The organism is Paenibacillus sp. PCH8 (assembly GCF_002968835.1).
Taxonomy (GTDB): Bacteria; Bacillota; Bacilli; order Paenibacillales; family Paenibacillaceae; genus Paenibacillus.
Genome location: NZ_PKQK01000002.1, coordinates 474855 through 499320, shown reverse-complemented (window position 1 = coordinate 499320; position 24466 = coordinate 474855). Strand labels below are relative to the sequence as shown.

Genomic DNA, 24466 nt, shown 5'->3' with positions numbered 1-24466 from the left:
TCAAGTAACATCCAAGTGAAGTTACAAGTTCAGTTGCAAAGTAGCACTTCAGCCCATTATGACAGGGTTGAAGTGCTTTTTTGAGGGAAGTTTCAATCTATCTAAATTGGATGATTCCCTTGGGATGACCTGATATGATGTGTGGAGGAGAACGATGTGAAAATGCTGAACGATCCTGTAGCGTTTGTGGAAGGAGACAGGACTGTGTCTACGATCAAATTACTCATAGTGGATGATCAGAAGTATGTGCGAGAAGGCTTTCGTACTATACTTGAATTGGAAGAAGATATGGAGGTTATTGGAATTGTTGAGAACGGTAAAGAGGCCTGTGAATCTGCGGCTATCTTGGAGCCTGATGTGATGCTGCTAGATATTCAAATGCCTGTCATGAATGGTCTGGAGGCGCTACGGTATATTCGAGCCAACCACCCAAAGATCAAAGTAATTATTTTAACGACATTTGCGGAGTCGGATTACATTCTAGAAGGGATGGCTGAAGGAGCGCAGGGTTATGTGATGAAGGATATGGATGCTGACAGGCTGATCGAATCCATTCGTGATGTGATGAAGGGACAGTACATTCTCCCATCCTTGATAGCAGCCAAGCTGGCCCAACATGCACGGGAGCTGCATCATAAGGTAGGATTGGCAAAGAGAGAAGTACAGACCATCCAACTAACTTATCGTGAGAAGGAACTGGCGCGATTATTGGTTCAAGGACTCAGCAATCAGGAGGTTGCTGAGATGATGTGTATTGCGGAGGGAACCGCTCGGAATTATATTAGTAATTTGTATAGCAAAATCGGGGTAGAGGACAGGACGCAGGCGATACTTTTGCTTCAGGATTTAATGTGACTCTGTATAATACGCATATACTGATTTTTATCTTCGGTGGCTAAATGTACCGCTACTGCCATACAGTCTGCGCTGATCTGTGACTCGGTGAAACAGAGCTATAGAAGCACGCTGTACTGGCGTGCTTACGTTCTGGCTCAAGCGTGTGCTGGCTGGCACTGGCCTAATGGTAAGCGATGAATCAAAGCGTAATAAGCAGACAACATTCGACTCCGTCGGACTACATATATACCGGAACGATAAAAATCAGGAGATAGAACACATGAAATGGCAAGAAGTTTGAGAACTGTTCCCTGACCAATTCGCACCGTATCAGAACAAGATACGAATAAATAGTTTTTTCGAGTAGAGCCCGGTAACGTTGTATATCATACTTCGAACCAAGACTTTGTGATTCATCTCTGTAAAGATTCATCAATGAGAGTGAGACGTAATACGAATGAAAATTAAAGGAGTTTCCGAATTGAAGAATCAAAAGCGTTCAATGATTTTAATATTTCTTTTAATGATACTAGCCCTAAGTGGTTGTATTTCAAGAAGTGTAAAGACGGATGAAATTGTTGAAGATGGTTTGATAATAAATTCAATTTCATTTGGACTGGGAGAGAGCGAAGAAAATGCAGGTATTACAGTCGTAACATACAATTTAAATCTACGGAATAGAACCAATAAATCAATAATACTAAACAAAGTTGAACCGATCATAAGTAAGGATATTCAGGAGCGATTAATTGATAGAAGCATTAAATTGGACATAAATGAGAGAGTTGATGGTAATAGTTCGGCACCAGTGGCAGGTAATTTTAGATTAGATACAAAAGGACTGGATAAAGAAGGAATAATCAATTTAAACATTAATGTTAAAGAATTTAATATAGCAATTGAACAAGTCATAGGAATGAATGAATGAATGAAGTAAATAACTAATTTATCCTTAATGAAGCAAATGGACTACCGAACAATCAGTTTATAGACAGTTTTAAGAAAGCCGTAGATACTCCAGATGCATATGTAATTATGGAGGGTGATTATGGAGGACAAATCTATTTGCCTTGCCCTATGAAACTAGTAAACTGCAGTGAAGAGACATTACATACTCTATTAAAAGATTTAGATACCATTGCATGGGACTGTAATGAGGGAGAAGGCCAAGGATTATATTTCGAAAAACACTTTCCTGGTGATGGAATTGCTGGAGGTAGAGGGGAGGAGATGTTGAGGAAGGACTGAAATACTTCATACAGTGGTAAGAAAATATGTGAGGTGATTTATGGGCGTAAGAAAAAAATATAAACGTAAAATCGTTCGATCCAATCGATTATTTTATTGGTATGTTGAACCGGATATTGACGATGAGGGGATAATCAAATTACATATCGTTTCTGAGGATAAGAAGTTAATCGTCACTTATGAAGTGGGACAACACAGTATCAAAAACAAGCCCCCAAATATAGTCATTATCGGAGAAGAATTTGAAGGCTGGACAACAGAGTATATAGGATACAGAAGAGTACTAACACCGAAATGGAGCGATGAGATCATCACGCCAAAATTGATAGGTGAAATCATTGATTGGTGCCTTTTGAAAGACAAAGAAATAAACATCGTTAATTGGAAAGGTGAACTTCTGCGACCTATCTCTTGAATGGAGTGCAATTGCATTTGAAAATAATTTAGAGTCATGTGAACTTTTTTGAAAACGCATACTTGAAAACAAGAGATGTAATTAACATTTAATATAAAAGGAGAGAAGCTAATGCAGATGAATCGTGGATATCACACGGTTAACAAGGTAACCGCTTGTGTTCTATCATTCATATTTATCATTATGGCAATAGCGGTACCTGCCCACGCTGAAGAACAGGTTGAGACTACACCATTCAGAATTCCTTTATCCAAGTTAGAGGAAACGATTGATGCTTATGTTGCCTCGTATGAGAAGTATACGGCTGCCGTTTCGGTTGTAGCTATCAAAGACGGTGAAACCATTGTGAATAAGGCATATGGTTACGCAGATATTGAGAAACAGCGAAAGGCGGATACCTCTACTGTGTTTGAATGGGCTTCCATCTCTAAACTGTTGGTCTATACGAGTGTGATGCAGCTTGTCGAACAAGGAAAACTTGATCTGGAGATGGATATCCAGGAATATCTGCCAGAGGGATTCTTCAAAAAACTGAAATATGATGATCCAATTATCCTAATGAACCTGATGCATCACAATGCGGGTTGGGAAGATCAAACAGCGGCTGAGGTATTTTATTACTCCGAGAATGAAACGTTAGAATTGGGAGAAACGTTGTGTAAAAATGAGCCGAAACAGATATTTAAACCAAATAGTATAGTGGGTTATTCGAACTACGGCGTTGGTTTAGCCGGTTACATCGTGGAAGAAGTAAGTGGCCAACCTTATTATGAGTATGTCAATCAACATATTTTCGAACCGCTTCATATGAACGACACTTCAATTCATCCAACGGGGCAAGATCATCCAGACCTAGCACAAAGAAGAAATGAGATTGAAGGGTATACAAAAGATTTGAAACTGATCCCTGAGAACAGAGTATACGTAACGTTTTATCCTACAGGGGCAGCGATTGGGACAGCAGAAGATTTAGGGGAATTCCTTGCTGCGTTGATGCCTGTGGATGATAGCAATGTATTATTTAAGAACAGGGATACGAAATGTTATCAACAAGTCTCTATTATGATGGGACCTCTACTCCGCGATTTGCACATGGGTTCGTTGAGATGGAATACTGGGTGCCTACACTGATGCATGAGGGGAATCTGAAAGGGTTTTCCAGCAAACTTGTCTTTGATCCCGCATCTAAATTCGGGATGGTCGTCATGACAAACCAGTCTTATGAGGAAATTTATTATTATGGGCTTATCAAAGAAATTTTCGGTGATAACGTCAATTCTAATATTATTACTTCGGAGGGGGAGGATATTTTCAATCCGCACGACGGCCTGCCGCTAGATTTACCGATTTATTCAGGCAGCTTGATATAATCAAATTTTCAAAAGCTGAGTTAAGTAGTCTTTATAATGTGGTCGAGCATAATGGCGTGGTTGAGAAAATTTCCTTCACTCCTTACATGGATAACTTGCCTGTATCGAAATGGAAGGTGAACTTGATTGTAATATCTTTTATTCCTGCTTTGCTTGCCGCCATTTTCAGTTTAATTGCTTTAATCGGCTATTTAATCCGGTTGCTTCTTAACAAACTAAATAAACGAGGAAATCTTACGACCAATTTTAATAAATATCATCTTGCAATCAATTTTGCAGGTGTGGTACTCCTTCTTAATCTTTTCATCATACAGACGAAGATTAGTTTTCCAAATTATCCTGGTTATTCTTCGTTACGGATCAATTTAATGTTTAACCTACTATATGTTGTTCTAGCAGTGACGTTTCTTGGCTTGCTTATCTACAAACTGCGGAAGAGCAGTTTGTAGATAAGCAAAAGGTGATGTACATCATGTCTGGCATCTCGGCTTTCATCTTGGCTGCTTTTATATTGGGATGGAATTTGTATGTTTAGAACGGTAAACGCTGAATGTGGATATTTTAAGCATTACAATGGCTCGGGGATGACACTTATACATCATTTATATATTAAGTGGGGTCAATTAAAAGGAGTAAAGGCAGTAGTTCCTTATCGGGGACTGCTGTCTTTGTGTTAGTATGCCCTTTGGCAACTTGTGCCTATGTATATTGAAGGGATATCAAGATCATCCTATTTTTTGTCTCTCAAAATAAATATTTTAATGAAACTGTAAATGACCACTAGAATATTCAATAATAATAGACCTACATATCCATCCGTTAACTTTGTTCTTTCAATCCACTTATTAACTAACTCTCCAGAGAGAGCTTGTTTTCCTAAATATTTATTAATATCATTTTGATTTATCTCATCTATATATATAAGTGGAAACTCCATGCTGTTGGAAGAAGCAGCTAGCGGCGGATAGAACTCTACCCATTTCTGACCTGCCCATCGATCATACTTATAATGAAAGTCTGCGCTGGATTCAAGATTGTCCCACCTGAGAAAACCCAATATGAGTAGAATACAAAGTGTGATGACGCAAATTATTAGCTTCTTGATAATCAAATAAACACCTCCTTATGTTTGTACTACTAACAATACCGTTGCATGAAAACAACTTCATCATCCGTTTTATACTAGCAGCATTTTCCGTTATCTGTAAGTAGATTGTTTCAAATCCGAATGAAATGCTAGTAAGTAAACAACCAATCGATCAAAGAAACGTTGCAGAAGGCGTAAAAGTTACGAGGGCGCACCATATTCTTCAGGGCTTCGTTTTAGGTGAAGTTGTGCGTCTGTGTTACAGTGGTTAGATATTGAAAGGCAAACACTCATCGTGAGAAAAAGGACCAGGGGACGCTTCTTTCAAATCTCGCCAGGGATATTGTGCAGAAATGCATAGGTGAATATACACCCAATCGTTGACTGTTTCCGGGGCGATCTTTTCTGAGTTACATTTTACCGAGCGGAGGTGTGCAGAAGGTTTTTGAAGAAGCAAGACGGGGGGCAAAAGTTGTGAAAAAGGTAAGCATTCATGCCCTGAGACATTCCTTCGCCGCTCATTTGCTGGAAAACGGGACAGACCTGCGCTACATTCAGTAGCTACTTGGTCATACGAGTGCACGAACAACTCAGTGATATACGCATATTAATATGAAAAATATTCAGCGTATTCAAAGCCCACTGAATGTATGGACATGGGACATTGAGTTTCCTGATTATTCAGAGGAACATCATATTCACGCTGCGCGGAAATTCGTTTTGGGTCTTGTATTCTGCGGTATGTATGAAATGAAGCGTAAGAACGTACAAGAAAAAAGAATCGGCTAACCGATTCTTAAAGTAAGTTTCATTATTAAGGCGTGAAAAAACAATTTTCACATGATAGCAATCTCTACATCAATTTAACCGAGTAGTCAGTCTTACCTCAATCTCGTACTTCATGATAGATACCAGTCCACGGATCAAAAACGTATGAATTTACTTTTGAATTTTTTTCCACAGAAAACATATAACCTTTTTTTAATTCATTAGATTCATTTTTTATTAACGTATTCTTCTGCTTATTAACCACATAAGGTTCTTTTAAGTTTTGAGTGACCTTATCTACCGCACTTTCATACGTGTATTGAGGAAGTGTCATAATTACATAAATTGGAATGAATATCAAAGAGAGTGTTTGTGAAAAAAGTGCTATTTCTTTACGTTTTTTGCTTAGTTGAACTTTTAAGAAATAACTCAATACCATGAAAAAAACTAACAATCCAATAAAAGGGAAAACATCCAAAATATTATTGTAACGATATTGTAAAAAAATTAAAAAAGACACTTCTATCAGACAAGCAATAATTATTAGTTTTCTATACATCATATCTCCTTTGAATAAGTAGTTGAAGCTAACATCAATTGGCGTCAACTTATCTTAAATATATATTGAGTGGACTGTTTCTACATAGCCTTAGTTAAGAAGCCAAGCATTATATGCTCCGATTATGCAAAGATCAGTATCACTTCTTCCCTCTCCTTCAACTCTAATTGGTACCCATTCAACTTTTCCGTTCTTTTTATTAATCACTTTAGCATCTACGATAGTTCGCTTACTGCGCAAGCCAATCTTTCCGTTAGATCTCACTTCCAAGTCCTGTGCAGCAAATCTTCCATAAACTTGACCACTAATAGCTTTGGTGATCTTATCAGCAGCAATAGTTGAGCCAAGCGCTACGAGAATAGCTGCAATTATACCACCTGAGCCAACTGTGATAAGACCGATAATCACACCTATTATGATTGAAACTTTAGTTCCTGAATCATAATTAAGATTATAAGTTTCTCCAAAAGTGATTTTTTCTTGTTTATATAAATAACCCCATTGTTTCACATTTGGATTAGAATTGTATGCCGAATCTACAAACGTCCAATTACTAGTAGCATTAGTAGCAAAAGAGTCTTTGTTGCTAATCACTGGATTTGGAACTTTTTCAATATAGTCACTTTCATTAGAATATTCTACTTTCCCATCATTATCAATAGTCATCATATCTCTTGTTTCTTTGTTTTTAATTGTTTGAGATTCTTCTTCTCCATTTACATAAGAAGTTACAATGTATTCTTTGTCTGTTTCTTCAATTGAAACTTCCAATGTACTGCCATCCTCAGTAGGGATAACGTATGTACCCGATTCATTAGTGGTAGTGGTGCTAAATCCACTAGCCCCTGCTACTTGAACACTTAAAATACCAACAATTAGAAGGCAAGACAACAATGACGTAAATAATTTTTTCATATGAACACTCCTTTAAATAATATACTTTTAAAACTATTTATAATCCAACTATTTCCTAATATAATACATAATCTCATATTAGGCAAATAATTAACTTTTCGCCATGAGTTGTTCTTTACAAAATCCCGACCTCCTTCCAAGCGAATTTGGTGCATAAAGTGAGTCCTGTTACGGTTGCAATAGGCACGCCGTTGGAGTAGTTTTATTTACATGTTGTTATTTATTCAAGTAAAACAATTGAGTAATATATTTACTTATATTTACAATAGAGAAACAAAAAATATTTACATAGTATGGTTTATTTCGGTGTTTTTTTAATTTAATTCGATTTCCGCATTAATGGAAATATAATTCATCTTACAATTTGGATTAGACGAAGATATTGAACACAGCTCCGGGACACAGGTAATCGCATTAAGAATGACTGTTCATGTCTAGCATTAACAAGACATGACGTAGTTTAGACCCATCAAAGAGGTGGATGTATGAGCCGGTTGCTTGACTTATTGGAGGAGGAACGGCGCAAGCTTAATCAGCTTGGAGAGGCATCCTTGAAGCAAGCGATTCCTTTGTGGGACAATCCTGCGGTTCAGGAACAGAGCCGGAGGGTGGACGAACTGGTGGCACGAGTTAGTGAAATAAAGACGAGACATAGCCGAGTGGTACGATGAAGAGTGAGGTACATAATGGGTAGGGGAGGAGAAACAATGGATTTTCCACCGTGGTTGCAACAAGCGATTCAGACAAGGTTAGATGAAGTATCTGTCCGAATCGAACAAGACCCTGAATTAAGTAGCGTACGTGGGAAAACAGACGAAGCGTTCGGAGCATTGTTTGGAGGAGAGGATGTCGAGCAGACAGCGGAGTATATCGAATGGGAGAATCGTTATATTGTCAGCAAAGGAATAGAGAATGAGCGGTTGTACATGCAAGGGCTGAGGGATGGGATTCAGCTCACAGTATCCATACTGGGCCAGTCAATGGAGGCAGAAGGTGAGAAGCCTAACACGTAAAAATAATTAGCTCTCTGATTGATTAGGATTTTTTGATAGAGATTGGATAGAGGGGGAATCTGGGGAATTACGCTTTTTATTGAACTGTCTTTGTGACAGTTCTTTTTTTATCTAAACTGCTGACAATATGAAGTTAAATAAAAAGACTTTACTTTATAGCGGAATATAAAAATTATCCAAATAAAGAATATTGGGTGAAGTTAAATCGTTTAGATTTTGAGTAATACTAGAAATGAAACATCAATTACAGGCTTGGGGTTAAACAGATATTAGATCGTCACAAAAGAACTCAGAGTTACACTATAGAATCTATGATCTAATTATTGAGATAAGATTTCTGGAAAATGTAGTTCTAATGGATTATTTTTCAAGGGAAACAAAACAAATGATGAGTAAGTTGTGTCTATAATAGAGTAATATTGAAATTCCTTGAGGAGGTGAACTATGAACTGGAGGAAAATATCAATAGTTATATTAGTACTTATTTTAATAGCAGGAATTGCTATTTTATTGCTTAATCGCTTTGGAGATGGTCTCAATAACTCTTATAAAATTTTAGATTAGATGTTGACATTTGTTTTATACTAAGCAATAATTGGCTTATATTCCAATAAAAAGGAGAAGATAAAGGGTGAAATATAAAAAGATTTCTATTTCTCTTATGTCATCTGTTTTAGTATTTTCAATGAGTAGCGCGGTTTTTGCTGCTGAAGGAAAATCTACACAAAATTCTGTTAGTCATGAAATTCAAAAGGAAGAGGTAAAAGTGGATGTAAGCCAACCGACTGATTTGGAAAGGCGGGCTATTGAAAGGGAAAATCAAGGGAAGTTATTTCTTAAATCCAATAAAACATATCCTGATGCAATTTCTAAATTGAATTATGATAATAAAGATATCATTTTTGAAGAACTGAAAACTTTCGAACAATCAAATCCTGAGGCATCAGTGGATCAAATTAATGATTACTTTATAAGTCTCTGTGAAAAGTATAGTGAAAGTCCTTCAAATAATAATACTCTTGCAGCTGCGGGCATAGATTCCGCATTCTATAATCTTGTGGAGGGAATGGTAGATTTAAATTCTAAAGAAAAAGAGTTGTATGCTGAGAATCCAAGTAGAGGGTTTAAAGCTATTGTAGCTGGGGATGAAGCTGCAAAATATACAGAATACAAATTTGGAGGAAATGGACACAACGATAAATCAGATGCATTTAGACATGCTGCTTGGAATATCTGGATTGTAGGATTTACCGATAGTGTTGGTTGGGCAAAGTCTTGGACAGATGCTCATGAAACTCATGCACCTGGTAATCAGCCTGCAATTGAATTTAACATGGATATCAATAATAACACTGAAGGTAGAGTACAGGCTATGGCTTCGAATATTTCAACCTCAAGTTCTGTTACTGCTACTAGAAATGCAATTAAAGCAGTTTATAAAAGTGGGAAATTGCAACATATTGTAAATGGGTCAAGAGTAAATTTCGTTGGTAAAGACACTGACTTTGTAAACCAAGCAGACTAATTTAAAATCCCCACCTCTTAAAATATATTAAGAGGTGGGGATTTTATGTTTTAAAAAGAAGTACAAATTCTGTAAAAGGATAAACTTTTGGAATGTGATATCAGAAATTATGCAATGAGATATACACAAATGCTAGATGTCATATATAAGCTTATAAGCCTAAGGGTATCGTTACAGAATTCAGATATCTTTATCCGTAAGAGTCCGAAACGGGACGATAATTAGTAAATAAGTAACCCTTGGCTTGCCTGTTTAAACTGAGGGAATAAAAGTACTGTCTATTTCACGATAATAATAAACCTATCCCTTACTTCGCACTTACCGACTTAAACCAGTCATTCACTTCTTGTGTGATTTGATCCCCACCATTGGATTTCCAACTGGCGACGAATTGGTCAAAGGCATCAACTGGCAGTTTGCCGTAGATGATTTTGTTGAAGGTTTCCATCTCGGACTGGCGGAGCAGGTTCCATTTGGATACCATGGTTGGTGTTGCAGCGCCAGTAAAGTAGTTTTGTTTACGGACGTCGATCTGGGACATAACGACTTTACCTGCATACCAGTTTTCCGGTTTACGGAATTCGGCCATTTGTTTCTCGTAAGGTGTTTCAGGCTTCTCGCCGTTGGCCAGCTTCACGAGTGTTTTCATGTACAGATCCGGGATACGTGCTGGGCCGGTCAGGAATGGGAATTCGTTGGAGAAGTCTTTGATCTTCTCTTTGTCACTGGTCGGTTGTCCGTCAATGATATCCCAGTCGTAACCTTTGGCGAAGCCGTATTCATACTCACTGCCCGCAGCCGGGTTAGCCAGGTTATCCAGCATGTAGTTGTAATACAGGAAGATGGCTTCTGGATGCTTCGCATCCTTGTTGATCATGATACTTGCGTTGACACCAGAGTTCTGCCACTTCGTACCGATCTTACCGTCTGGGCCAGCTGGAACAGGGTAAGCTTTATACTTTGAGCCAGGTACGTTCTTCAGCAGGTCAGGTGCAGGCCAGTCCGGTACCCAGTTTGCGCCAGGCAGAATACCGGCTTTGCCGGCTGTCCAGCTTTCAGCGGATTTGCCTTCGTCCCACAGAGCGGAGTCAGCGTGGATATAACCTTTATCCATCCACTCAGCCAGCTTGGCAAGGGCTTGTTTGGCACCCGGGTTAACGGAGCCGTACTCGAGGTTGCCGTTTGCGTCTTTGTTCCATTGCTCCTCGATTGTGCCGTATGCACCGAACAACCAGTCGAGCTGACCCATCCAGGTGTTGGTGTTATTTTTCAGCGAGATCGCCAGAGGGAATACTTTGTCTGGAGACAGACCGTCCGGGTTTTCGTTCTTGAATTTGTCCATGATGTTCTCAAGGTCTGCGATGGTTTTCGGAGCTTCCAGGTTCAGCTTCTCCATCCAGTCCTCCCGGAGCCAGAGCAGCGTATCGTCGTTATCGGTGTACTCCATGATCGGCATGTTGTATTTCTTGCCGTCCTTGGTGAACGGATACCACAGTTCAGGATGTGCTGCTGCGTGATCTTTCAGGGTCTGACTCGCATACTTGTCGAACAACTCATCGATAGCGATGAATTGACCGGAGTCGATCAGCTGATTCGTCAGTACCGCATTGGTGGGTACTGTCACGAAATCTGGAAGCGTCTCGCCTGAAGCGATAGCCAGTTGAAGCTTTTGTCTGTATTGATCGTCGTTCGCAGGATACCAGGTATCTTTATGCTTCATACCCAGCGTTTCCAGCATCCAGCGATCGTGCACGTTATTTTCTTTGGTGTCGCCCTGCACGTATTTCTTCGGCATCAATACCGAACTGAACTCGATGGGTGGGTCATATTTTCCTTTGGCAAAAGCAGCTTCTGCTTCCGCTGAGCCGACAGTTCCCGGCGTATTATCTGTACCTTTGTCACTGGCTTTCTCGCCACTGCCGCACGCAGTAATCGTGATGAGCGCGATAACCATGAGCAGTGACCACCATGTTTTGAATTTGATCATTGTTCAATCCCCCTACGGTGTATGATCTTTACAAGTGTAACTGTACCAATTATACAGGGATGTCATCTATATGAGTTTCTTAGTTTCGATAGGACTCTATTAGTGAATGTTCAAAAGATCGGTTTTCAGTCATGTTATTTAATGCTGGTCTCTGTACTCCTGCGGCGTAACGCCGAACTGGCGCTTGAACACTTTGATAAAATAAGCCGGGTCCATATAGCCAATCTCCATGCTAATTTCATATATTTTTTTGGTAGTCGTGATCAGCTTGTGACAGGCGCGATCCATGCGCAGACGGGAGATATATTCACTAATGCCTTCGCCCGTTTCGATCTTGTAAATCTTCGATAGATGGGTCGGATGCAGATTGACATGATCGGCGAGTACACGTAAAGACACGTCCAGATGCAGGTTTTTATCCGTAAAATCCTGAATCTTCTTCACATACTCGGAACGGATGTCTTTGATTTCGTTGGACGTGCCTTCCTTGAGTTTGCCCAGCACAGTAAGCGACCATTTCCGCAGCTTACTGATGGTAGAGTAGGCTTCCCCATTTTGCAAACCCTCAATATCATTCCCCATTAAGTTAGTCAGAGTCAGCCTGTTTCGATGGGCAATGTTGGTGAATGAAGCCGTGATGAGGAAACCTGCCTCCATGCAATGCTCCCACGATTCCGACCATTTCTCATCCAGCTCTGCGCAGACTGCGAGGATTTTCTCTTCGGCAGCGTCCCACTGTCCACTTTCCAGCAGATGAATGAAGGAAGGCGGGTATACAGGACATCCAGCGGACCTTGCGCTGCGGGCGACTCCAAGTCACTAACCCGCATGACGAATTCACGCTCGTCTCCGACGATCTGCCGGAAATACGCGGAGGCCTGCCGAAAGCGATTATAGAGCTGATCTGGAAAGGTGAACCCCTCGGTAATGACGATGGAGAGGGAACCTTTCAGGAACTGTTTCACTTTGGATTGAAGCTGAGTGGACAGCTTCTCCAGAATGGTTTCTTTACCAATATTGCCGTCCCGTTCTTTCAGCTGCAGCAAAAACACCAAATATCCGTGCTCTTCTTTAACACCCCACACTTCCATAAACTCACCCATGATTTCTTCCGCCATATTGATGATCGCATATTCGATCAGGGTCTGATCATTGCTGTCATAGTGTCCGAATTCTTCTTCCAAACGTACCAGCATTAATGCGGCATCCCCGGTGTGGAAGGGCAGTTCATAATTGGCAAGTTTCCGTTCCCATTCCGCAGCGGCGATTCGTTGTCCCTGCAAAGCCTCCAGAAGCAGTCGCCCGCGTAAATGGGGCAGATTCTCACGCAGCGTAAACTGGGTTCGTGTGAGCGAGCTGACGAGTGCCCATTCGTCGTTCAATTGATCAATAGCCTTCTGCACGGCGCCCAATAATTCTTCGTCTGTTGGCGGTTTCAGCAGGTAGTCCACAGCTTCGTACTGGATTGCTTTTTTGGCATACTCGAATTCGGAATATCCGGATAAAAGAATGCACTTTATTTTTTTGTCACGGGCTCTGATCCGTTCAATGAGTTCAATGCCTGTCATCTCAGGCATCTGGATGTCTGAGATGACGATATCGATAGGGTGCGTGTCGATCATTTGTAAGGCTTCGTGGGCAGAGTAGGCTTTGTGCACATGCTCAATCCCCAGCGTATGCCAGGGCTTGGTCATGGACAGGTTGTCGACCCAGTGTGCTTCATCGTCTACGATCATCATTTGCATAGTTTTTTAGTCTCCCTTGGTGGTTGAACTAAGACATATTTACACTTGCCTCTCCGATGAGAGAACAACCTTTCGATCGCTGTTCAAGCCCAATTTTCAAGGCGAACGCTTCGCTTCTTCAGGTTCTTTCTGTCCTCTGCGTTCATGTGTAAATGGTTCGTTCAAAATGAAATGTCAACGTATCGTTAGTATCGTATCAATTCGTATCGGTATTACCTTTATCGGAATCGGTATCCTTTATCGGAATCTCCCAGATGATCTCGGTTCGGAATCCGCCGAGTGGAGATGGGCCGAAGAGGAGGTAGGAATGGCTGCCAAAGGTGTGCATCATTCGCTGGTTCGTATTCCAGAGGCCGCAGCCCATTTCCTCCTGTAACGGCTCTTGCATCTTCAGGTTCAACGCTTCGTACTGTTCCGGGCTTAGGCCGGGTCCGTCGTCATCGATATAGATTTTGCCATAACCGTTCGAGCTCTCCCCGGTAATTCGAATTTCACCAGACGAATAGGATTTAGCCACGCCGTGTATAACTGAATTCTCAACCATCGGCTGGAGCATTAATCGCGGTACCGACTGGGAAAGCATGTTCTCAGGGATATCGATGTGATATTCAATCCGTCCATTGCGCAGCTTCTGGATATCCAGATAGTTGATGAGCAGCTTGATCTCTTCCTGTAGCGAAGAGGTCTCCCGTTCCATACGGGTGGTATAGCGATAGTAAGCACTAAGGTTATGCGCCATGGAGACCACGGCTTGCTCGTCCTTCATCTGGGCCATGTTGATGATATATCCAAGACAGTTATAGAGGAAATGCGGATTGATCTGCGCTTGTAACTGCTTCAGCGTAGCTTCCCTGGCTCTGATTTTCTCATGAAATACATTCTCGATCAGGTCTTGAATCTGATGGGACATATCGTTGAATCGGCGGAACAGGAATGAGAATTCATTCTGGTTTTTGCTATACAGTCGGACAGAATAATCACCTTGCTCCACGCGGCGTAAGCCTTTAAGGAGCTTTTGGATCGGATATTGTACATTTTGGTACAACAGAATGGAAACAGAGATTCCGACCACCAATAGCAGAATCATCGAGATATAGAACAGGTTCTGACTGAGCGAGATCGGTTGCAGAATCTGATATAGCGGGATCACATCGACCAGATGCCAATCCAGATAGGTGGACTTCACCGAGCTAACCAGATACTTTTTCCCGTTCAGTTCCACCACATCCTGTGTAGTGTCTTCCGGGGAGTGGGTGTCCAGATAACGAATGAGTTCATCGGATAACTGCTTGTCCGCGCTGCGATTCATAATAGGTGCATTGCCTTGGTGATAAAAGAAAGGATCACCTTGTCCGCCTGCTTTATACGTATCCAGCATATTCTGAATATTCTCATAGCTGAAGCTGGCTTCAATCACCAGATTGCTTCCCGTAAGCATACCTGGCTGGGCCAAGGAATCCGTATAGAACCAGTAGAAGGCTTGCAACTCATCTTTGGATTCGACTGTCTGGTCCCCGTAGGTCCATTGTCCGCTCATATTCTTTTTCAAATAATCCTTATCATACCCTGTGTCCCGGTTATAGTTGGCGATGACATCCTCATTCTGCTGAGAATGCACCGCATAGCGGGTGGGCCATATATCGGTTACGCCGGATTGGAGCATCATCTTCTCCTGGATGACATACCGGGTCTGCATCTGATCATACCGATCTTCCCACAGGTTGAGGCCGTTGAAGGCCCTGACATTTGGATCACGGGAGAGAATGAGGCTGAAATCCATCATCTGATTAATGCGGGAATCGATCTGACTGGACAGAAACGTGAGCTGTTTCGTGTTGGAGATCTGAAGTTCTTTACTGACGACGTCATAGGTGACGTTATTCGAGTAGGTGTACATGATCAGAATGGGGATGAACAGAACTATAATTAAAAGGTTAATTTTGGCGAATAGGCTGAAGCGGGATCGGGCTCCTTTTTGAAAAGGCATAAAACGCTTCCATGTATGCATGAAAAGTCTCCTTTAAATTCGTGTGTAAACAACCTCTCCAACAGATGTCCCTAACAAAATCTTATGGAGCCTAACAATGTTATATAGTCAGACCCAAGAGTGGCTTGATACTATTTATATCAGAGAACCCCATCACACACAAAAACTTTTTTTGGGAACAGGAGCAACGCTATGGAGGCTAAATTGGAGGGTAAACCGGTCCCGCAGGCGAACATTGGGAATAAGCTGGAACAAAAAAGAAAAAAACGCTATAAACAGCCATGGATTCTGCACTTCATGGTGTTGCCGGCGGCCATAATGGTCTTTATTTTTTCATACATTCCGATGTCCGGGATTTTGATGGCATTTCAAGATTACAAACCTGCACTTGGTTTTTTTAATTCCGAATGGGTAGGACTGAAGCATTTCAGGTATATGTGGGAAAATGATTATTTCCTGCAAATTACGTGGAATACGTTGTTTTTTGCCTGCACAAAGATTGTCATGAACCTGATCATTCCGTTTGTCTTCGCCTTATTGCTCAATGAGGTACGGAAGATGGCGCTGAAAAGAACAATCCAGACACTCGTGTATCTTCCTCACTTCCTGTCTTGGGTTACATTATCCGGTATCCTGATCGATATACTGGCTCAGACCGGGATCGTCAATCAGTTCCTTGTCTCGGTATTCGGCATCAAGCCGATCTTCTTCCTCGGAGATGGCAGCTGGTTCCGATTCACCATTATTGCGAGTGATGTTTGGAAAGAGTTTGGATTCAACACGATTATCTTCCTCGCGGCATTGTCCGGCATTAATCCGTCACTCTATGAAGCAGCTGAAGTGGACGGGGCAGGACGCTGGAAGCAAACGATGTATATTACCATCCCGGCCCTTATTCCGATTGGGATCGTCATTGCAACGCTGGCACTGGGTAATGTACTCAACGCCAACTTTGACCAGATCTTTAACTTATATAGTCCATTGATCTATCAGCAAGGGGATATTATTGATACGTTTGTGTACAGAGAAGGTCTGCTAAGTGGACAGTTCAGCTTCGCTACCGCGGTGAATCTGTTCAAATCGGTTATCAGCCTGATCCTGATTGTGATCTCTTACCGACTGGCTTACCGATTCGCCGGATATCGAATTTTCTAGAAAGGATGACGAGACATGTATCATAAAACGATGCCTTACCGCATATTCAGCATATTCAATAATGTGTTCCTGACCATCCTTTCGCTGCTCTGCTTGCTGCCTTTATATCACTTGCTCATGGTATCGCTTAGTGCATCCGCACCGGCCAATGCCGGGCTGGTTACGTTCTGGCCGATTGGGTTTACATTAGAAGCGTATGCAAAAACATTTGCGAATTCAAACTTCCTGACCTCCTTGTGGGTGTCCGTGGAGCGGACGGTGCTGGGTACAGGACTTGCGTTAATCGTTAATACGATTGCAGCCTATGCACTCTCCAAAGAGACGCGGGTGTTCCGCGCACGCAACATCTATCTGTGGTATTTTGTCCTCACAATGCTGTTCAGCGGTGGCCTCATTCCGGGATATATCCTGATTCTGAAGCTGGGACTGATGAACTCATTGCTGGCCTTGATCCTGCCGGGATTGGTTGCTGTGTTCAACATTATTCTGTTGCTCAATTTCTTCCGTACCGTTCCGAAGGATCTGGAGGAAGCTGCATTTATCGATGGCGCAGGACATTTCCAGACGTTTATCAAAATCTATCTGCCGGTCTCCGTACCTGTTATTGCAACCGTTTCGCTCTTCATGATGGTGGGGCATTGGAACGCGTACTTTGACGGAATCATCTACATCCGTGATGCGGAGAAACTGCCACTGGCAACATTCATGCAGACCATCATTGTGCAGGCTGATATGTCGAAGCTTGATCCAGAAGCGGTTAAGAACCTGTCGCAACGGACTATTCGGGCTTCGCAGATCTTTATCAGCGCACTTCCGATCCTACTCGTGTATCCGTTCCTGCAACGTTATTTTGTAACTGGGATCGTGGTTGGAGCTGTGAAAGAGTAGGGGAACGTAAGTGTTAGAATAGGGTTGTAAAAAGGAGTCACTGAACTGGGGAAGGCCAGGGAGGTGACTTCTTTTTGTGTGGAAAAAGAAGTGTTATATATTGAACCTAATCATCATGGCTTTTTTGCTTTAGGTGTCTTTACAACCGCTTGGGAGAATAAGATCGATTCCTATCACATTCAGCATTCCAAAAAGATAACCCGTACATATTATTCGTTTAATCCAGAGAAATTTTTGAAATCTTACAGTGAGCTAGAGATAATAGTCCAAAAGCCGTTTGAATATTTGCCATTGAATGCAGTCATAGCTCAGGAGTATAGGGACAAATTTCACCCCTATTATCAACTGGTGTGGTCATCCACCGAACAGTTCTGTAATCATGGGTTCGGGCATTTCATCAAGAAAAACGACCAATTGATCAGTGTCTGTACATCCCCTTATGTTGGCGGGGGATATGCTGAGATTGATATTATCACCATTGAAGAATTCAAACGACAAGGATTAGCTAGTCGATTAGCCGTATTATTTATAAAAGATTGCATAGCCAAAAATCTCATTCCCAACTGGAGCTGTCACGCGGATAACATGGCATCGAATGAGTTGGCTCAGAAATTGGGATTTGAAAAGGGCGAGGAACATCCTATTTACTGGTATCATGTTTGAGAGGGGGAGGGGCGTACATTAATGTTGAAATTCAACATTGGTAATCAAGTGCATGTTTACTAAGTGGTATAATATCATCAAACGATAGGAGGTATGATTATGAAATGGGAAGAAGTCCAACAGATGTTCCCGAATCAATTTGTGAAGTTTGAAGTCCTTCATTCTGAAGAGACAGAGAATCAAGAAGTTATAGATGAGGTCGCTGTGATCGGTCCTGTAAGCGACGAAAAAGCGACTCAAGAATTACTTAATAGTCGGGATAAGACCTTGGTTTATCATACTTCTAAAGATCAAGTCATTGTTAAGGTACGGAAGAATGTAGGTTTAAGGAGAAAATTGTAAATGAATATTGAATATAGAGAGGGACTGTTATTCACTGAATTAACAATCCTTTTTAATGGAAATAGAAAAAGGATTAATAATATAGTCATTGATACGGGAGCAAGTCATACCTTGGTTTCACAGGATGAAGTAGACGATATTGGCATTCTAGTTGGGGTAGAGGATGAGATCATAACAAGTTACGGAATTGGCGGTAAGGAACATGCTTTTAGCAAGCGGGTCGAGGGAATACAGGTGGGGAATTTTGTTTTAAAGAATATTCCGATAGATTTTACTTCATTTAAATATCATAATATTAACGGTTTATTAGGACTAGACATACTTACAGAAGGCAAATTCAATATAGATCTAGAAAACTTTAAACTTTATCAGTTATAAATCTATAATTATGCATATTTCTTGAAAAGAGGAAACTGGAACGAAGCCCGTTGCCTATACTATGCGGCCCCTGTTATAATTCCGATATATCTATCGTATTGGGGGTTATGACGTGGCAATATGGATGATGCCGGATTGCTCGTTCGCTAGAAAGCCTTACGCAAAGCCTGAATAGGGGCGGACTTTGTGTAGGGCACGACAAAAATGAGATTGTGTGCCCTGGAATCAACATCAACATCATGGTTCAACCCGCAGGTTTTGCGCCTTATTTGTTCTTCCAATAAAAATAAGGGGCTGAAAGCCATGCAAACACCATTTATTCAGAATCATCAATTCAATTATATTCAAAAACAAGCTGATTTCCTGCTTAAAACGCTACGCTCGGTCGTGGATCGAAAGGTATTGGAAACCGTCCGTTATACGGTCGGCACGAATGCGGTGGGCATCTTCAATGAACTGACTCCGGAACAAAAGCAACTGCTGGAACAGTTATCCACGTATGAGACGGCACATGAACTGCAGACGTATCTAAACCGGATGGAGTCATATCTGATTCCATATCCGCAAATATCGGCAAAGCAGATTCAGAAGCTGTTTCTAAAGGCGAAGAAGCTCAAAGTGCCCGATCTCGAATCCATCGATTACGCTCACACAACCTATCTGAGATGGACCGACATTGCGACGAACCGCTTGTTCATCGTGTACCCGTACGAAGGCAAGTTCCTTGGTATTGAGGGACGAATTACAGCCACGAACAAGAAAGGGTACTGCATGTTCTGTCATCGTCATCAGGAGCTTGGATTCTTCAACGTGAAGACCAAGGCTCATTCGGCGGACAACTTTTCTTCCATTGCCCAGTACGTATGCATGGATAACACAGCTTGTAATCATAGCATTACCGATACCTCCATGCTGGAGAAGTTTCTTCTCTCGACAGTAAAATAATGCAGAACACAGGCAGGGTCGCTCTTTGGAGCGACCTTTTTGCCATGTTAAGCATAATGGCTCTCTTACCGTAAACGCGAGAGGTTAGCGTGAAGGTTAACGTATTTTATTTTCACAAAGAAGGCTTGAAGCCACAGAACTCACAACCAAACTTTAGGATTCATTATGAAGGTCTCCTACCTTTTTTCTCATACCATTACATCGTCGAAGGATCGTTGGCATAATTCAGTCCCAAGTGATGTGCCTGCTTCAGCAGTGCCTCATAATGCTCAGGCTGGGATTCCAACGTTTCATATAAAAACTCAACTCTTGATTGGGAAACGCCGCAATAATCGGCAACACCTACATTGAGCAGATTCTTGATTGACTCATCATAGTTGCGCTTTTGCATCTGTTCTTCCGTCACGCCCGAAAGAGAGATCCACAAGATCTGCTGATGAGGAAGTTTGTTCGCACCATAGGCAAACCCGTTGTTCATGACACGATCCACATAACCTTTCAACATGGCTGGCAGATGCCACCACCAGAGAGGAAACACAAAAGCCACAGCATCGTGCTTTTTCAATCGCTTCATCTCCGTTTCAACCTCAGGCGAGAACACCTGATTTTCTTGGGTATAGTCCGGTTCATCCATCTCTCGGAGAATTGGGTCAAAGCCAATCCCGTGTAAATCCAATATCTCATAACCGTGACCAGCCTCGGTAAGCCCCTGTGCAAAACGTTCAGCTACCTGGAAGGTCAGGGAATCTTTTCTCGGGTGGGATACTACAACGAGTACGTTCATCTTATCGTTCACTACCTTTCTACATTGCTGTCTTGTAGCCATAAATCAATGGCTGATGCTATTATAAACAGGTATGAAAACATCTGGAAGTACGCACTTTGATGTTCTATAGGAAGAATGAAGTGCCATAGGAACATTAAAGTACCCTAAATGGATGCCTCGAAATGAGCTTAAATAATGGAAAAAGAGCAGCAAAAAGATTATATTTTCACTTGGGATACAGCCTGATTATGGAGGGGTTCAAAAATGACGGAACATGGAGAAACGAGCGCTCCAAAGAAATATAAAGTAGGCGTGGAAGCAGCCTTGGAAGTGATGGGCGGGAAGTGGAAGCCTTTGATTATTTACCACTTGATGACAGGACGTAAACGCACGTCGGAGCTTCGACGGTTAATACCGGACATTACGCAGAAGATGCTGACAACGCAGCTCAGAGGTCTGGAAAAAGACGAGATTGTGCAGCGAAAGGTATATTCGGAGGTTCCTCCCAAAGTGGAATATGAGTTAACGGACTACGGTTGGGGACTCAAACCTGCCCTGGACCATCTGTGCTATTGGGGAGAGGAGCATCTGGACAAGGTTTACGGAAATAGATCAAAGGTTCTGGAGGACTTTGATTCTCAGGAAACCTGAAGAGAGGGGCGGGCTGATGGATCATGGTAAGAATAGTAAGCAAGTGAAACAGGCAGTTCCCATTCGTTGTGAAGGCGTGGCTGTAGTTCTGTTGAAGAAAAGCCTCGATCAATACCGTGTACTGATGCTGAAGCGGGCTGGTCGTATGTTGCATAATGAATGGTGTTATGTGGGTGGCGGTATAGAGCAGGGCGAGAAGGCATGGGAAGCTGCACTCAGAGAAGTTCACGAGGAAACAGGTATTACGGAAGTCCGGTTGTATTCTGCCAATCAATTCGAACAATATTATTCACCCATGGGGGAGTATATCTACACCGCTCCCGTATTCGTAGGATATGTGGATGAAGGCCAGCCTGTCCGGTTAAATCATGAACATACCGAGTACCAATGGATGACGTTTGACGAAGCCAAAGAAAATGCTGCATTGCCCGGCATTGATGATATTTTGGATTTTGTTGAAAAGCATTTTGCCAAGAAGGCTCCGTCGAAATGGCTGCGGATTGATGGAGAGAATGATTAGGAGGTGGAACTCATCACAAATTAAAAAGCTCTACGTTTCAATAGCAAAGTAGATTCCAAAAATCAGCAGGAGAGGTGCGCATGAAATATCTAACGAAAGAATGGGATGAGCTGTGTCAGCAGACACATCTTCATTTTGGTTTAAGAGTACATAACGGAGCTTACGAGTTAGATGAGAATCTATTTATAAGGCTTTATAAAAGAAAGGAAAAAGCGCATGTGAAGCAGGAGCGAGAGCTATATAACTTGGACCCACGTTTCATGCTGGAGCATGATGGTCAGGTGCTCACTCGCATAGACAAAGCTTTCGGTGAGGAAGAAGTGACAGAAGAGGATCAGATCGTTTACCACATGCCACCAGAAGAACGAGCGCATATTGAGAAGCTTATTGCGGAGTATGATGTCCGCTCTCCTTTTGATGAGAAGAAATGCAAGAAAGAGTACAAAGAATCGATGGAGTGGAATTTTCGATATCAAGCGGAGCAATTGCCTAGAGAAATCGTTGAGCAAATCGCAGATATCCGTGTGTTTACGCTTGGATATTGCACGAGAGAAGTTATGCTACAACTGAAGAAACAGAGTGCAAAAAATAGGATAGAGATGGAACGCGTATCAACCCAATACAGGGAAACAATGATGGCACAGGATATCCCCCATGAAATACATGGCCGGGTTCAATATCATGATTGTACGGTAACCGAACTGCTTACAGGGGATGAAGTGGTCATTCGTTTTGACACCCGTGGAGGCTTCACCAATATAAATAAACTTACGCTGGTTGCACCCGAAATCATCAAGCAAAAGGGAGAGATTGTAGGCACTTACTGGCTGTATCAAGAGCTGTACCGGATCGATAACGGATATGAGCTTCATGTTCTGTTTGGTGGAGAAAATATGCCTGAACTGATTGTTCGCTGTGCTGACATTCTTGTAGAAGAGGAGTAAGGTGCAGTGATGTCAACAAGAGTCGTCATCTTGGTAAAATAAGTGTACGCCACAAATTCTACCGAATGGACGACTCTGATGAGAAAGGATTTTATACAATTCTGTGCATCTTGCAATCGGTTCGAAGCGTGTAGAACACGTATCATCGTTTGGAGAGTATATTCATCCCGTCATCCAGTTGCCCTGATAATGAGAGAACATCATAATAGATCCACTTATCCGAATCCATGGTTTGCACTTTACCTTGACGGACAGCGGACAACTGCCTCCACACGGGATTGTGCTGTAGTTTCTTATAGGTTAGAGCAGCTTCGGCCCCATATACAATGACAAATAACCTGTCTGCTTCATATTGCCAGAGCTGTTCCACCTCTACTTTTCTACCATACTGGTTAGGGTGCTCTACAAGCAAATGTTGAACAAGTGGAGGTGGTTGCAAGCCGAAGGAACGGTACATGATCTCGCCCGCATTCCGGTCTCCCAGCACATATATCTCTGACCCTTCAATCAGGAGCAGGCCAACAGTCTCATCCATACTTACATACGTTTTGATTCGCTGGTGTGCCACCTCACGCTTCAATTCGTAATCGTTAATCCAGCTCTTTGCTTGTTTCTCCATCCCGAGTACATCACCAATGGCTTGTAAATGTTCCGTGGCATAGAGATCCATCCAAGGGATCGTCACCATGGGAGCGATATGCTCCAGCTGTTGTTGTGTTTCATGGTCTATCGTGTCACAACTGATAATAAGATCCGGTTTCAGGGCTTTCATTCTGTCATAATAGAGGTTCGATTTGTCTCCAATGTTCGTAATGTTGTCTCCTAAACGCCCGGCATAATAACCCAAATGATAGGCAGGTGCGCCAATCGGTTGGATGCCAAGTGCCAGTAGCGCACATACATAACTCATGGACATGATTTTGTACTGTCTGGTGTTCACATATACTCGCGGTGGGACACCGGTGATCTCTTTAAAGCGACGATTAAAATAATAACTGTCCAGATAGCCGACCTGTTCTGCAATTTCAGCAAGCGTTTGTCTGGAAACAAGCAACAGTTCCTTTGCCTTGCGTATACGGAGCGTTGATATATATTCATGAGGCGTTACGCCTGTGATCTGTTTGAACAAATGAATAAATTGTTTGATACCAATCCCGGCCTGTTCAGCTAATTGTTTCGTACTGATTTTTTCATTAAAATGGTCTTTCAAAAATAAAACACTCTGTTCCACCGCTTGAAGGGTCGTACCCGTTCCGGATTTAACTGTATTTTGTTTAAGCAATGCATGCATCCACTTCTGGAAACGAAAATGGTAGCTCAGTTGTTCTTCTTCGCTCTCAGGATGCTTCAGAGCAATTAGCTTGCGCATCACTGCAAGTGTACGAACAAAAGGATCGATGATCACTTTGCTATTTGCAAAGGGAAGAGGCAGGTCGTTGTCAGGCTGAGCAGTAATGATATCAAAGGTCACACTAAAATAATGCATCTCGTTCTTTTCTTCTCCAGCTGAAGTGACGATAAGCTTAGCGCCAGGAGAGACTGCATAACAATTGCCAGCAATAGCGTGGTAACAACTGTCGTCTATATATATGCTGCCCGAGCCTTCAGAAACAACAATCAGCCTGTAGCTCAGAGAGACATCGGGAAGTGGCTGATGCATAGTGCTCTTTGTTAAGGATTCAATATCAACAAACCTAAAGAAATAGGAATGAAAGGGCGTAGGAGGGTGGGGGAGTTATTATGCGCAGTGCTTTTGTT

General features: G+C 42.0%; 28 protein-coding genes. 19 read left to right on the top strand and 9 right to left on the bottom strand.

Annotated features, from left to right (window positions below; translation table 11 throughout):
• Positions 1–162 precede the first annotated feature (162 nt).
• The 6 genes from C0Q44_RS14945 to C0Q44_RS14915 all read left to right on the top strand — a co-directional run bounded on the left by C0Q44_RS14945 (position 163) and on the right by C0Q44_RS14915 (position 3870).
• On the top strand, positions 163–855 hold the full coding sequence (locus C0Q44_RS14945; RefSeq protein WP_258166394.1) for a response regulator transcription factor: 693 nt from the start codon (positions 163–165) through the stop codon (positions 853–855).
• 463 nt (positions 856–1318) lie between these two features.
• Positions 1319–1765: a hypothetical protein gene (locus C0Q44_RS14935; protein WP_105408087.1), complete on the top strand. Its 447-nt coding sequence runs from the start codon at positions 1319–1321 to the stop codon at positions 1763–1765.
• 149 nt (positions 1766–1914) lie between these two features.
• Positions 1915–2085: a hypothetical protein gene (locus tag C0Q44_RS30210; protein ID WP_181151003.1), complete on the top strand. Its 171-nt coding sequence runs from the start codon at positions 1915–1917 to the stop codon at positions 2083–2085.
• Positions 2086–2125: 40 nt separating this feature from the next.
• On the top strand, positions 2126–2500 hold the full coding sequence (locus tag C0Q44_RS14925) for a hypothetical protein (RefSeq protein WP_105408085.1): 375 nt from the start codon (positions 2126–2128) through the stop codon (positions 2498–2500).
• Positions 2501–2611: 111 nt separating this feature from the next.
• Positions 2612–3631, top strand: coding sequence for a serine hydrolase domain-containing protein (locus tag C0Q44_RS14920; RefSeq protein WP_105408084.1), 1020 nt, complete (start codon positions 2612–2614; stop codon positions 3629–3631).
• Entirely contained in the window at positions 3619–3870 is a 252-nt protein-coding gene (locus C0Q44_RS14915) for a hypothetical protein (protein ID WP_146113458.1), read from the top strand. Before C0Q44_RS14920 ends, C0Q44_RS14915 begins: the two co-directional genes overlap by 13 nt.
• A 730-nt stretch (positions 3871–4600) precedes the next feature.
• Here the strand turns inward: C0Q44_RS14915 and C0Q44_RS14905 are convergent.
• A complete protein-coding gene (locus C0Q44_RS14905; RefSeq protein WP_105408081.1) occupies positions 4601–4981 on the bottom strand; it encodes a hypothetical protein in 381 nt (126 codons plus the stop codon).
• 408 nt (positions 4982–5389) lie between these two features.
• Here C0Q44_RS14905 and C0Q44_RS31015 point away from each other — a divergent pair, with 408 nt between their 5' ends.
• On the top strand, positions 5390–5518 hold the full coding sequence (locus tag C0Q44_RS31015) for a tyrosine-type recombinase/integrase (protein WP_308737422.1): 129 nt from the start codon (positions 5390–5392) through the stop codon (positions 5516–5518).
• 325 nt (positions 5519–5843) lie between these two features.
• On the opposite strand, the gene C0Q44_RS14895 is transcribed toward C0Q44_RS31015, so the two are convergent.
• The gene (locus C0Q44_RS14895) at positions 5844–6332 is read right to left on the bottom strand and encodes a hypothetical protein (protein ID WP_181151002.1); all 489 of its coding nucleotides are present in this window, start codon (positions 6330–6332) and stop codon (positions 5844–5846) included.
• 42 nt (positions 6333–6374) lie between these two features.
• A complete protein-coding gene (locus C0Q44_RS14890) occupies positions 6375–7199 on the bottom strand; it encodes a hypothetical protein (protein WP_105408079.1) in 825 nt (274 codons plus the stop codon).
• 485 nt (positions 7200–7684) lie between these two features.
• Here C0Q44_RS14890 and C0Q44_RS14885 point away from each other — a divergent pair, with 485 nt between their 5' ends.
• The 3 genes from C0Q44_RS14885 (at position 7685) to C0Q44_RS14875 (ending at position 9737) form a co-directional block, all read left to right on the top strand.
• Complete coding sequence (locus C0Q44_RS14885; RefSeq protein WP_105408078.1) at positions 7685–7870, top strand: hypothetical protein; 186 nt, start codon at positions 7685–7687, stop codon at positions 7868–7870.
• 36 nt (positions 7871–7906) lie between these two features.
• Complete coding sequence (locus C0Q44_RS14880) at positions 7907–8212, top strand: hypothetical protein (RefSeq protein WP_105408077.1); 306 nt, start codon at positions 7907–7909, stop codon at positions 8210–8212.
• A 631-nt stretch (positions 8213–8843) separates the two neighbouring features.
• Positions 8844–9737: a DUF6973 domain-containing protein gene (locus tag C0Q44_RS14875; protein ID WP_105408076.1), complete on the top strand. Its 894-nt coding sequence runs from the start codon at positions 8844–8846 to the stop codon at positions 9735–9737.
• Positions 9738–10044: 307 nt separating this feature from the next.
• On the opposite strand, the gene C0Q44_RS14870 is transcribed toward C0Q44_RS14875, so the two are convergent.
• The 4 genes from C0Q44_RS14870 to C0Q44_RS14860 form a co-directional block, all read right to left on the bottom strand.
• On the bottom strand, positions 10045–11724 hold the full coding sequence (locus tag C0Q44_RS14870; protein ID WP_105408075.1) for a type 2 periplasmic-binding domain-containing protein: 1680 nt from the start codon (positions 11722–11724) through the stop codon (positions 10045–10047).
• A gap of 138 nt (positions 11725–11862) precedes the next feature.
• Positions 11863–12381: a helix-turn-helix domain-containing protein gene (locus C0Q44_RS31010; protein WP_258166338.1), complete on the bottom strand. Its 519-nt coding sequence runs from the start codon at positions 12379–12381 to the stop codon at positions 11863–11865.
• Complete coding sequence (locus tag C0Q44_RS14865) at positions 12321–13469, bottom strand: response regulator (protein ID WP_258166337.1); 1149 nt, start codon at positions 13467–13469, stop codon at positions 12321–12323. The genes C0Q44_RS31010 and C0Q44_RS14865 overlap by 61 nt, the downstream gene beginning before the upstream one ends.
• A gap of 196 nt (positions 13470–13665) precedes the next feature.
• The gene (locus C0Q44_RS14860) at positions 13666–15477 is read right to left on the bottom strand and encodes a sensor histidine kinase (protein ID WP_105408074.1); all 1812 of its coding nucleotides are present in this window, start codon (positions 15475–15477) and stop codon (positions 13666–13668) included.
• Positions 15478–15753: 276 nt separating this feature from the next.
• Here C0Q44_RS14860 and C0Q44_RS14855 point away from each other — a divergent pair, with 276 nt between their 5' ends.
• The 6 genes from C0Q44_RS14855 (at position 15754) to C0Q44_RS14830 (ending at position 19827) form a co-directional block, all read left to right on the top strand.
• Positions 15754–16611 carry an ABC transporter permease gene (locus C0Q44_RS14855; RefSeq protein ID WP_258166392.1) on the top strand — a complete coding sequence of 286 codons (858 nt, stop codon included), beginning with the start codon at positions 15754–15756 and terminating at the stop codon, positions 16609–16611.
• 15 nt (positions 16612–16626) lie between these two features.
• Positions 16627–17499 carry a carbohydrate ABC transporter permease gene (locus C0Q44_RS14850; protein ID WP_105408073.1) on the top strand — a complete coding sequence of 291 codons (873 nt, stop codon included), beginning with the start codon at positions 16627–16629 and terminating at the stop codon, positions 17497–17499.
• 78 nt (positions 17500–17577) lie between these two features.
• Positions 17578–18162 (top strand): GNAT family N-acetyltransferase, encoded by a 585-nt coding sequence (locus tag C0Q44_RS14845; protein ID WP_181151001.1) that lies wholly within the window; start codon positions 17578–17580, stop codon positions 18160–18162.
• Positions 18163–18261: 99 nt separating this feature from the next.
• A complete protein-coding gene (locus tag C0Q44_RS14840) occupies positions 18262–18504 on the top strand; it encodes a hypothetical protein (protein ID WP_105408071.1) in 243 nt (80 codons plus the stop codon).
• Complete coding sequence (locus C0Q44_RS14835) at positions 18505–18882, top strand: retropepsin-like aspartic protease (protein ID WP_105408070.1); 378 nt, start codon at positions 18505–18507, stop codon at positions 18880–18882. It begins immediately after the preceding gene.
• A 303-nt stretch (positions 18883–19185) separates the two neighbouring features.
• Positions 19186–19827: a FusB/FusC family EF-G-binding protein gene (locus C0Q44_RS14830; RefSeq protein WP_105408069.1), complete on the top strand. Its 642-nt coding sequence runs from the start codon at positions 19186–19188 to the stop codon at positions 19825–19827.
• A gap of 196 nt (positions 19828–20023) precedes the next feature.
• Here C0Q44_RS14830 and C0Q44_RS14825 read toward each other — a convergent pair whose 3' ends face one another.
• Positions 20024–20611 (bottom strand): NAD(P)H oxidoreductase, encoded by a 588-nt coding sequence (locus tag C0Q44_RS14825; protein ID WP_105408068.1) that lies wholly within the window; start codon positions 20609–20611, stop codon positions 20024–20026.
• A 246-nt stretch (positions 20612–20857) separates the two neighbouring features.
• Between C0Q44_RS14825 and C0Q44_RS14820 the strand changes: the two genes are divergently transcribed.
• The 3 genes from C0Q44_RS14820 (at position 20858) to C0Q44_RS14810 (ending at position 22708) form a co-directional block, all read left to right on the top strand.
• On the top strand, positions 20858–21244 hold the full coding sequence (locus tag C0Q44_RS14820) for a winged helix-turn-helix transcriptional regulator (protein ID WP_105408067.1): 387 nt from the start codon (positions 20858–20860) through the stop codon (positions 21242–21244).
• 43 nt (positions 21245–21287) lie between these two features.
• On the top strand, positions 21288–21764 hold the full coding sequence (locus C0Q44_RS14815; RefSeq protein WP_258166335.1) for an NUDIX hydrolase: 477 nt from the start codon (positions 21288–21290) through the stop codon (positions 21762–21764).
• Between the two features lie 80 nt (positions 21765–21844).
• Positions 21845–22708 carry a DUF4085 domain-containing protein gene (locus C0Q44_RS14810; RefSeq protein ID WP_258166334.1) on the top strand — a complete coding sequence of 288 codons (864 nt, stop codon included), beginning with the start codon at positions 21845–21847 and terminating at the stop codon, positions 22706–22708.
• Positions 22709–22850: 142 nt separating this feature from the next.
• Here C0Q44_RS14810 and C0Q44_RS14805 read toward each other — a convergent pair whose 3' ends face one another.
• The gene (locus tag C0Q44_RS14805) at positions 22851–24368 is read right to left on the bottom strand and encodes an AraC family transcriptional regulator (RefSeq protein WP_105408065.1); all 1518 of its coding nucleotides are present in this window, start codon (positions 24366–24368) and stop codon (positions 22851–22853) included.
• Between the last annotated feature and the right edge of the window lie 98 nt (positions 24369–24466).